Origin of the sequence: Arthrobacter sp. Hiyo1, assembly GCF_001263615.2 — a bacterium.
Taxonomy (GTDB): Bacteria; Actinomycetota; Actinomycetes; order Actinomycetales; family Micrococcaceae; genus Arthrobacter.
In genome coordinates this window covers 23,858-27,007 of the sequence record NZ_DF952470.1, presented here as the reverse complement: position 1 = coordinate 27,007, position 3,150 = coordinate 23,858, and the positions used below count along the sequence as shown (strand labels likewise).

At 64.3% G+C, this 3,150-nt stretch carries 2 protein-coding genes and 1 pseudogene; 2 read left to right on the top strand and 1 reads right to left on the bottom strand.

Translation table 11 applies throughout. From position 1 onward, the window contains the following. Positions 1 to 352 (top strand): annotated as a pseudogene (locus AHiyo1_RS26475) (magnesium chelatase domain-containing protein); the annotation flags it as partial. Positions 353 to 416: 64 nt separating this feature from the next. Then, positions 417 to 1,040: a Pr6Pr family membrane protein gene (locus AHiyo1_RS09080; protein WP_059388348.1), complete on the top strand. Its 624-nt coding sequence runs from the start codon at positions 417 to 419 to the stop codon at positions 1,038 to 1,040. A 1-nt stretch (position 1,041) separates the two neighbouring features. Here AHiyo1_RS09080 and AHiyo1_RS09075 read toward each other — a convergent pair whose 3' ends face one another. Continuing rightward, entirely contained in the window at positions 1,042 to 2,655 is a 1,614-nt protein-coding gene (locus tag AHiyo1_RS09075; protein WP_059388347.1) for a peptide chain release factor 3, read from the bottom strand. Positions 2,656 to 3,150: the final 495 nt, after the last annotated feature.

Genomic DNA, 3,150 nt, shown 5'->3' with positions numbered 1-3,150 from the left:
CTTCAACAAAGGGCCGGTTGCATCCTGCACAAGGACGACTCCTACGTGGCCACAAGTCGGAGGAGTGAAATTGAGCGAACCGGCCACCGACCTTGCGGTAGCGCTTGCCGTGGCCTCGGCGAAGGCGCGGAAGGCACTGCCTCAGAGGCTCATTGCCTTCGGCGAGGTCGGCCTGGCCGGCGAGGTCCGTCCCGTTCCAGGGATCAACCAGCGCATCCACGAGGCGCAGCGGCTTGGGTTCACCCACGCGGTGGTGCCCGCCAGCCCCAACGGACCGGGGCCCATCCCGGAGGGTTTCTCGGTCCGCGAAGTGGCACACCTGGCCGAGGCCTTGGAACTGCTGATCACCTAGCGGCTGGCTTGGTCTCGGAGTGTCGGGCGCGTGCCTTAGCCGTGGCCACCGGAAGATTGTCCCCATGACCAAAAGAAATGTGCTCATTGGGGGACGCCTCTTCTTTGCCCTCCTGACCCTTGCAGCGGTCGGGACGCAGCTCACGGTCCACATCGGCCTGGGCTTCGATCCGTGGAACTTCTTTAGCTACTTCACCAACCTGTCCAACATCTTCGCGTCGGTGGTGCTGTTGATCAGCGGCTACCGCGTGCTGGCTGGCAAGCGGCCAAGCGAACTCGACGACGCCACCCGGGGCACTGCCACGATCGCCATGGCCGTTGTGGGACTCGTCTTCGGCGCGCTCCTCGCAGGACAGGACCTCGGCTCCCTGCTACCGTGGGTCAACTTCGTAGTCCACTACCTCATGCCGGTTGTCATGGTGGCCGACTGGCTGTTCCAGCCTCCGCGATCCAGGCTGACCGTCAAGCACCTCTGGTATTGGTTGCTCTACCCGGTTGCGTACCTCGTCTACAGCCTGGTCCGCGGCTCATTCGTCAACTGGTACGCCTACTGGTTCATCGACCCTGTGCGCGCCGGCGGTTGGGGCGGAGTGGCGGTCTTCGCCGTCGCGATCTCCATAGGATTCCTCGTGGTGAGCCTCGCCACGCTGGGGCTGGGAAACAAGCTCGAACGCCAAGTAAGCTACTGAACTATTTCGCGGGGTTGTGCGTGCCGATCGGGACCAGCGTGAGCTTCGGGTGGTTCTTCTCGATGCGGCGGAGAGCCCAGACATCGTTGAACAACGCGAGGTATTCGCCGTCGGACCTCAACAGCACCTCAGCGCCCGGGACGTTGGCAAGCGCCGGCATGGCCTCCGCCGTCGAGATCCTCGCCATTGAGTACGGGAGGCGCTCCAAGCGCATCGGGGCGTTGAAGTCGTGGGCCATGCGGTCTTCAACCACTTCGAACTGCATGGGACCCACAGCGGCGAGCACGGGTGCCTGGTCGCCTCGGACGTCGGAACGGAGCACCTGGATGACGCCTTCATGCTCAAGCTGTTCGATGCCGCGGCGGAACTGCTTGAAGCGGCTGGGGTCCTGGGACCTGGCCACCTGGAAATGCTCGGGGGCGAAGAGCGGAATGGCGGGGAATTCCACGGGTTCTTCCAGGAACAGGCTGTCTCCAACGCGGAGTGAGGACGCGTTCACCAAGCCGACAACGTCCCCGGGGTAGGCCTCGTCGATGACTTCGCGTTCGCGCCCGAACACCTGCTGGGCGTACTTGGTGGCGAAGGACTTCCCGGTGCGCGTCTGCGTGACCACCATGCCGCGCTCAAAGACGCCGGAGCACACCCGGATGAAGGCAACGTGGTCGCGGTGGGCCTTGTTCATGCCGGCCTGGACCTTGAAGACAAACCCGGCAAAGGGAGCGTCAACGGAACGGGGCTCGCCGTCAACGTCGGGGCGGGGTGCTGCCGGGGGCGCGAAGTCCACCAGGGCATCCAGGATCTCCTTGACCCCGAAGTTCAAGGCCGCCGAGCTGAAGAGGATGGGCGTTGCCGTTCCGGCGTGGAAGCTCTCCACGTTGAACTCGAGGTTTGATTCGATCACGAGTCCGGCTTCGTCGACGGCGTCGCTCCAGTTGTCGCCCTGGGTCTCGGCTGCTTCTTCCGGGGTGAAGTACTCGGTGATGGCGATGTTGGCGCCGGCGTTGTTGCGAGCGAACCGTGCGAAGCGGTCATTCCGCAGGTCCCAGACTCCACGGAAGTCGCCGGAAATGCCCACGGCCCACGTCAAGGGCATGGGCTGGAGTCCGGTGCGTTCCGTGATCTCGTCCATCAGGGCGAGCGCGTCGAGGCCCGGGCGGTCCCATTTGTTGATGACCGTGATGATCGGCAGGTTGCGCTGCTTGCAGACCTCGAAGAGCTTCATGGTCTGTGTTTCCAGGCCCTTGGCGGCGTCCACCAGCATCACTGCGCAGTCGACGGCGGCCAGTACGCGGTAGGTGTCCTCGGAGAAGTCGGCGTGGCCCGGGGTGTCCAGCAGGTTGATCACGGTGTCCCGGTAGGAGAACTGCAACGCCGCGGAGCTGATGGAAATACCGCGGTCCTTTTCCATCTGCATCCAGTCGGAAACAGTTTCCTTGCGGTTGGCCTTGCCGCTCGACGCACCGGCGGTGCCGATGACCTTGGCATGCAGGGCGAGGGCTTCCGTGAGCGTGGACTTGCCGGCGTCCGGGTGCGAGATGACCGCGAAAGTCCGACGCCGGGAGGCCTCATGGTGAATTTCCTGGACTCGGGCGGGGCTCAGGACTTCTTGGGACACGGTGCTACTTTCGCTGCGATCTGGGCGTTGCCCGCACTGGAACGACGGGCCGAACGTGGAATGGAGGCTGGATACGGGCCCCGCGTGGGCCGGGGCCAACTCAGGGAGTGGCACGATTTGCGCGCCAGCCAAGATACCAAGTTTATCGCAGCCCGGGACCACGCCGGAGGCAGCGTCCCAACCCAGCGCTTAACAGGATCGAAACGAGGTGCACAAACCTCCGAAATCACCGGCCGATAGTTTGGAGCAATGGCGGACGCCTCCGGCCCGCGTTGGAGCCGTCCGCCCGGAAAAACTGAGCAGCCGACGATGGCATGAAAGGAACAGGGCATCAATGAAACCAGGGAATGGCTTGTTCTACGATCCCCTCGGCCCCTCCCCCGCGGCGAACTCCACAGGGTTCACGCCGGTGAACTCCACAGGATTCACGGAATCGAACTCCGCCGCGGCCAGGAGCTGGCCCCAGCAAGGACACCGCCCGGACGCGAGCACGGG